This is a genomic window from Flavihumibacter sp. CACIAM 22H1 (genome assembly GCF_001601815.1).
Lineage (GTDB): Bacteria > Bacteroidota > Bacteroidia > Chitinophagales > Chitinophagaceae > Flavihumibacter.
Genome location: NZ_LUKG01000076.1, coordinates 17,717 through 24,429 on the forward strand (window position 1 = coordinate 17,717; position 6,713 = coordinate 24,429).

Annotated in this window: 9 protein-coding genes; 6 read left to right on the forward strand and 3 right to left on the reverse strand. The window is 45.1% G+C overall.

All coding sequences use genetic code 11. The annotated features are described in order from the left end of the window. The first annotated feature begins 154 nt into the window (after window positions 1-154). The 4 genes from rplM (at window position 155) to tsf (ending at window position 2,884) form a co-directional block, all read left to right on the forward strand. A complete protein-coding gene (gene rplM, locus A1D16_RS17290; RefSeq protein ID WP_290711804.1) occupies window positions 155-598 on the forward strand; it encodes a 50S ribosomal protein L13 in 444 nt (147 codons plus the stop codon). Between the two features lie 29 nt (window positions 599-627). Beyond that, complete coding sequence (rpsI, locus tag A1D16_RS17295) at window positions 628-1,017, forward strand: 30S ribosomal protein S9 (RefSeq protein WP_290711806.1); 390 nt, start codon at window positions 628-630, stop codon at window positions 1,015-1,017. Window positions 1,018-1,059: 42 nt separating this feature from the next. Continuing rightward, complete coding sequence (gene rpsB, locus A1D16_RS17300) at window positions 1,060-1,920, forward strand: 30S ribosomal protein S2 (RefSeq protein WP_290711809.1); 861 nt, start codon at window positions 1,060-1,062, stop codon at window positions 1,918-1,920. A gap of 127 nt (window positions 1,921-2,047) precedes the next feature. After that, the gene (tsf, locus tag A1D16_RS17305) at window positions 2,048-2,884 is read left to right on the forward strand and encodes a translation elongation factor Ts (RefSeq protein WP_290711811.1); all 837 of its coding nucleotides are present in this window, start codon (window positions 2,048-2,050) and stop codon (window positions 2,882-2,884) included. Between the two features lie 73 nt (window positions 2,885-2,957). On the opposite strand, the gene A1D16_RS17310 is transcribed toward tsf, so the two are convergent. From A1D16_RS17310 to A1D16_RS17320, 3 genes are read right to left on the reverse strand one after another with little or no spacing between them, the layout of a single operon-like run. Beyond that, window positions 2,958-4,709, reverse strand: coding sequence for a hypothetical protein (locus A1D16_RS17310; RefSeq protein WP_290711813.1), 1,752 nt, complete (start codon window positions 4,707-4,709; stop codon window positions 2,958-2,960). Continuing rightward, window positions 4,687-5,376: an ABC transporter ATP-binding protein gene (locus A1D16_RS17315; RefSeq protein WP_366206985.1), complete on the reverse strand. Its 690-nt coding sequence runs from the start codon at window positions 5,374-5,376 to the stop codon at window positions 4,687-4,689. The genes A1D16_RS17310 and A1D16_RS17315 overlap by 23 nt, the downstream gene beginning before the upstream one ends. Continuing rightward, window positions 5,319-5,501, reverse strand: coding sequence for a hypothetical protein (locus tag A1D16_RS17320; protein WP_290711815.1), 183 nt, complete (start codon window positions 5,499-5,501; stop codon window positions 5,319-5,321). Before A1D16_RS17320 ends, A1D16_RS17315 begins: the two co-directional genes overlap by 58 nt. 51 nt (window positions 5,502-5,552) lie before the next feature. Between A1D16_RS17320 and pyrH the strand changes: the two genes are divergently transcribed. Together pyrH and A1D16_RS17330 are read left to right on the forward strand one after the other, a co-directional pair. Further along, window positions 5,553-6,278, forward strand: a complete 726-nt coding sequence (gene pyrH, locus A1D16_RS17325; RefSeq protein ID WP_290711817.1) for a UMP kinase — start codon at window positions 5,553-5,555, stop codon at window positions 6,276-6,278. A gap of 173 nt (window positions 6,279-6,451) precedes the next feature. Continuing rightward, window positions 6,452-6,713 (forward strand): hypothetical protein (locus A1D16_RS17330; protein WP_290711819.1); only part of this gene is annotated, 262 nt, incomplete at its 3' end.

Here is a 6,713-nt window from a genome sequence, read left to right on the forward strand (position 1 = left end):
TTAATTGAAAATCAATTAGTTGCAAATGGTGATATCAAAAATTNGTANTCCAAAAAATCTTGGTAGAATGCATTGCATCGGCCTACCTTTGCGCTCCGAATTATTTCATCATTCCAGTTACCGGGATGGCGGTAACGGACTAAATTAAGTTTAAATGAGCAAATTACATTTCACCACCAAGCATGCGAACGAGGCTACCGTACAGCGTAACTGGTACGTTGTAGATGGTACCAATCAAACCGTAGGACGCATGTGTGCCAGAATCGCGGCCGTACTTCGTGGTAAGAACAAAGCGTATTACACTCCTCATGTAGATTGTGGAGATTTCATTATTGTGATCAATGCTGATAAAATTCAGTTCACTGGTCAGAAACTGGATCAGAAAGTGTACGAAAACTTCAGTGGTTATCCTGGTGGCCGTAAAGAGGAAGTTGCCAAGGATCTGTTGAAGCGTCGTCCGGAAGTGATTATTGAGCGTGCTGTAAAAGGCATGTTACCGAAGAATCGCCTGGGTCGTAAGATGTACAAAAAATTGTTTGTTTATGCAGGTGATACGCATCCGCACACTGCACAGCAACCAAAAGAACTGAAATTTTAATCAAAATCATTATCTCAAATTCCGAATAGATGGAAAAGCAAAAAAACGGATTAGGCCGTCGTAAGGAAGCTGTGACACGTGTGTTCCTCAGCAAAGGCGAAGGTAAAATCACCATAAACAACAAGGATTACAAAGTATATTTTCCGCTGGTTTACCTGCAAAACCAGGTAGAAGCGCCGTTAAAGGCAATTGAGGCCCTCGATAAGTTTGATATCGTGATCAATGCTACCGGTGGTGGTGTGAAAGGTCAGGCAGAAGCAGCAAAACTGGGTATTGCCCGTGCCTTGCTGGAAGTTAATGCGGAATACCGTCCTACACTGAAGGCAGGTGGATACCTTACCCGCGATCCTCGTGGTGTAGAGCGTAAAAAACCAGGTCGTAAAAAAGCCCGTAGAAGCTACCAGTTCAGCAAACGTTAACCTGTCTGCTTCAACCTTCAAACAAAAATTAATAAGACTACGATGGAAAATAATACATCCTTACAACAACAACTTCTTGATGCAGGTGTACATTTCGGTCACCTTAAAAAGAAGTGGAATCCCAAAATGTTGCCTTATATCTTCGCGGAGAAGAAAGGTATTCATATCATCGACCTGAACAAAACAACAGAAAGTCTGCAGGAAGCTGCTGCTGCGCTGAAGCAGATTGCGCGCAGTGGTAAAAAAGTAATGTTCGTTGGAACTAAAAAACAGGCGAAAGAAATAGCTACACAATGTGCTCAGCGCGTAAACATGCCTTTTGTTACCGAGCGTTGGCTGGGTGGTATGCTTACTAACTTTAATACCGTTCGTAAGAGCGTGAAGAAAATGCAGAGCATTGAAAAAATGCTGGGTGATGGCACATTGGATAATATCACTAAAAAAGAGCGTCTTACCCTTACACGTGATAAGGAAAAGATGGAAAAAGTGCTGGGTGGTATTGCTCAATTGGGTCGTGTACCGGCTGCTTTGTTCATTATTGATATTGGTCATGAGCATATTGCTTTGGCCGAAGCTAAACGCCTGGGTGTAACTACATTCGGTATGGTTGATACCAACTGTGATCCGAATAAAGTTGATTTCCCGATTCCTGCGAATGATGATGCAACAAAGTCGATCGCTATTATCGTAGAATATATTACAGCTGCAATTGCTGAGGGATTAGCAGAAAGGCAGGAAGCGAAAGATGCGGATGTGGAAGACAGCAATGACGAGAATGAAAAGCGCGCTGCACGTCTGGAAGCGGAAGCACAGGCAGAAGCTGGCCGCGGTGGTCGTACCCGCGGAACCAATGCGCCCAAGCGTCGTGTTCCAAACAGCCCTAAACGGACTGGAGCCAGATAAGAAATACGGGTGAATATGTGAATGGTGAATAGTGAATGATTATACGGCTCTCCGGGTCCATTCATTATTCACTATTCACCTTTTACCATTCATCTCTTAAACTATATACATTTAAAACTTCTATACAATGTCTACTGTAACAATTACAGCTGCGGATATCAATAAATTGCGCCAGGCTACTGGTGCAGGTATGATGGATTGTCGGAAAGCGCTGACAGAGAATAATGGCGATTTTGAAGCTGCAATCGACTGGCTGCGTAAGAAAGGTGCCAAGGTTGCTGCTTTGCGTAGCGACCGGGAAGCAAAAGAAGGGGTAGTATTGTCAAAAACTACTGCCGATAACAAAACCGGAATTGCGCTTTGCGTAAGTTGTGAAACTGATTTTGTGAGTAAGAATGCGGATTTTGTTGCCTTTGCTCAAAGCATTATGGATGCAGCTATTGCAAACAATGTGAAAACGGTGGAAGAGCTGAATGAAGTTAGTATTAACGGGCAGAAGATTGCTGACCTGGTAAATGATAAACTGGCTTCTATCGGAGAGAAAATTGGTATCTCCAAATTTGAGCGGGTAGATGCTGCTTACGTGGCTTCTTATATTCATGGCGCCAACCGTATGGGTGTATTGGTAGGTATGAATAAAGAAGCAGTAGAAGCTGGAAAGGATGTGGCCATGCAGATTGCTGCTATGAATCCGGTTGCTATTGATGCGGATGCAGTTCCGGCAGATGTTGTTGCTCGTGAAAAAGCGATCATTACGGACCAGGTTGCTGCCGATCCTAAAATGGCTGGTAAACCTGCTGAGATGATTGAGAAAATTGCTGCTGGTAAGCTGGGTGCTTTCTTCAAAGAGAATACCCTTACCGCCCAGGCTTTTGTTAAGGACGCAGCCATGAGTGTAGGCGATTACCTGAAAAAGTCCGGGGATGTGGTAGTTACAGAATTTAAGCGTGTTGCGCTGGGTTAAGCAACGGCTTTCCAATAATTTTACGTCAAAAGGCTGTACGGTTTCGTGCAGCCTTTTAGGTGTCAGACAGGTGTTAGAACGCTGTTAGAGAGGTGTCAGACACCTCAGACCATCCCACACGGGCAATCCGTCGGTATATCAACCAAACGCATAATGCACTCAGTGCTATTGAAATCAGCACCACCACGGGGAAAGAATAGATGAAATAATGCACCAGCCCAAATCCTCCATTAAACAGGAGCAGGGACAAACCCCTTAGAAAATTACCCGTAGCAGCGGCCTTATTTGCCGGTAAAGAAGCAGGCAGTTTTTTATAATTCAACAATACTAATAAACCGGATATTAATACCTGGTTGCAAAACCCCAGCAGAAGATTCGGAATGCTCTGCCAGCCCTGCCAGCTGATGCCAAGAACCAGCAATACCGCTGCCAATGGAAGGAAAAACTGTGTCAGCAAGGCTTTAATGGTTCCCAATAGAATTGGTCCGGGTGCAGAAACCGGTGTACTGTAAAAGATCCAGGAAGCCTTGTACTCATCTGCCTGGCTTATTTGCTGAATAGCGCTGATAAAAATGAAACAACTCAGGTAGATCAACCCTAAAATGCCAACGGTTGGTCCACCTGTTGTAGCTGCAATGTCTCCATCCGACAAATGAAAAATATTCCGGTACAGGCTAACTGCAAACCAAACCACGATATAGCCTATTGCCGGATAAACCCGCATTCTAAATCCCCGGTTGCGTAAGGCCCATTTCCAGGTAAAAAGGAATCCGGCCCTTTCAATAGATGAAGTTGTAAGCAGTGCAGCCATCGAAGCTGCATAACCTTGCTGGAAACGGCGATCCCCGGCGGAAGCAACTGCACGCTCCAACGACGCTCCCGGGGGCTTGCCGCTGTCTCCCTCGTTTAACATGGCCAGTTTCTGATTAAAACTGGGCGCCAGAAAACGGACCACCACCCAAACGCTTCCTATACTGCTACCAAGGCTCCATAAGAACCACCACCAGGCAGAAGATCCATTTAACCCCGCGCCATCTACCAGTGCCGCAGCAAACCAATAGGGCGGAAAAATTGCTGCCATTGAATAATCCGATACGGAAAAACTTTGCACTGCCTCCATGGTGCCCGCTCTTGGCAACACCTGGTAAGCGCCGTAAATAAGCACCATAAAACCAATCTGGAACCAGGCGATAAACGATTTGAATTTCTCGGGGGTTGTAAAGCGAATAATAAGCAGGTATACGGCATTGATAAAAAAAATGGCCAGCAAACAGGCCAGCAATGCCAGCAAAAGAAATAATAAGGCCACCTGCCACGCGTATTCCAGGAACAAAAACACCAATGCCGGCAATAACATCGGCACAATAATCCGGAACAGGTGTACCATAATATGCAGGATCCGTCCCATTAAAAACGTACGATCATTAACCGGTTTTGGCAGCAAAATCATCGTATCGCGCACATCAATTAATACAGCCGTGAAATCGCTTATAAGAGTGGAAGAAAGTAAAAATAAAAAAAGCGAAAAATAAATGGTGAAATTAGTGAGCTCATCAGCGCCCATGGCAAAGGCAATAAGGTTTAATAAACCCATCAGTAAAGCAATAACCATGGTGCCATAGGTAGCTCGGCTGATTCCGGTTTTGTTTTTGTTGGACTGGGTTTGTTGAAAGGTGTTCGGGCGGCGATCATCCATGATCAATTTATAGCGGAGTATCAGGGCCAGTTGGCGGGTGTCCACGCCCATGCGCCTGTACCAGAAGCCGGGTAATAGTGCCACCCAATAAAAAAAAGCGCTGATTTTATTCATGATGCTCTCCCTCATTGCGAAATGCTTCCAATAATTCTGCCGCTGCATCGCGCAGGTTATCTGTTGCTGTTAACTGTGCAAAAATTGTTTCCAGGCTGCCCTTCCCCATCAATTGCTGCAGTTCTTCGAAACTTCCATCTGCCAGTATACTGCCCTGGTTGATCAATACAATCCGGTCGCTAACTTTTTCAACTACATCCATCATATGGCTGCAGTAAAAGATTGTTTTTCCCTGTTCTGCAAGTTGGCTGATCAGTTCTTTTACAATGATAACGCTGTTGGCATCCAGCCCACTCAACGGCTCATCGAGGATAATAATGGAAGGATTATGAAGCAGGCCGGAGATGAGTAATACTTTTTGTCGCATTCCTTTACTGAAACTGTCCATCCGTTGGTGCTGGTGGTTACCCAACCCGAAGGCCTGCAGCATTTTTTCTATGCGGGCACTGCTTATTGCGGGCTCCAGTTGATACAGACCGGCCATCAGTTCCAAAAATTCAACCGGGGTCAAAACTTCGTAGAGGTCTGCCAGTTCGGGAACATAACCAATCATTTTTTTAACCGCTACCGGGTTTTGCTGGATATTAATACCATTCACCAGCACTTCTCCATCGAAATCGGCAATTAATCCGCATAGAATTTTAACCGTAGTACTTTTTCCGGCGCCGTTCGGCCAATATATCCTATCACCTGGCCGGGATAAATAGACAGGTTAATATCCTTCAATACCTGTTTGGCTCCGTAAAATTTATTTAAACCGCTGATACGGATTGCCGGTTTCATTGAATCATTGTCCGCTTCCATCATTACGGAAAGATAAAAATTCCTTTCTTTGCACCACACTGTAAAAAAGCGCACATGCAACCCAAGTACAAAAGAATTCTGTTAAAACTATCGGGCGAAGCCCTGATGGGTGAAGGTGGAACCAGCGGCTACGAGCCTCTGAATTCTGCTATCATCGCTCAATATGCCAAAGAAGTGAAAGCGGTTGCAGCAGCCGGTGTGGAAGTAGCCCTGGTTATTGGGGGCGGCAATATTTACCGTGGAATGAATGAAGCGGAAACCGGCATTGAACGCGCCCATGGCGATTATATGGGCATGCTGGCCACGGTCATTAACGGAATGGCCCTGCAGGCTGGCCTTGAAAAAGAAGGACTTTATACCCGCCTTCAGAGTGCTATTAAAATGGAGCAGATTGCGGAACCTTATATCCGCCGCCGTGCCATCCGCCACCTTGAAAAACATCGTATTGTAATTTTCGGCGCCGGAACCGGCAACCCTTATTTTACCACAGATACGGCCGGCTCCTTACGTGCCATTGAAATTAAAGCCGATGTAATTCTGAAAGGTACCCGGGTAGACGGCATTTACACGGCCGACCCGGAAAAAGACCCCACTGCTACCAAATTTGATACCATCACGTTTAAAGATTGTATAAGTAAAAATCTTAAAGTGATGGATATGACTGCTTTTACGCTTTGCATGGAAAACAACCTGCCGATCATTGTTTTTGATATGAATAAGCCGGGTAACCTGATGCGGGTGGTAATGGGAGAGGGGGTTGGTACCCTGGTTCAGGGCTGATAAGTGGAAATGCGTAGTTTTACTCGAAAGCCGCTACCCGCTTGCATAATTCGGTTATCCTTGCTATTTTGCATACTGAAAAACCACCTTAAAAAGGGTGGTTTTTTAATCCTGCGTCTCAAAATCCTTTGGAAGCCCCAGCAATTGGATGTACCCTGAAAACTCCGACCATTATGAGGACGCTTTTGAATTTATTGGTTACCGACATTACCGTGGGAATAGCTGAAATCATTATATTTTCCCTGGGTGCTATAGCACTTGGATTTGCTATTCATCTATTTTTAACCTCGCGCAGAAATACCAAACTTCAGATTGGCGAAAACGGTTCCGGCTCTGCCTTACAGGAGGCCGATGAATGGAAACTGAAATATTTTAACGATACGGAAGAACTTGAAAAAAGAATCGTTAAGCAACAACAAGACCTGGCCCGTTACC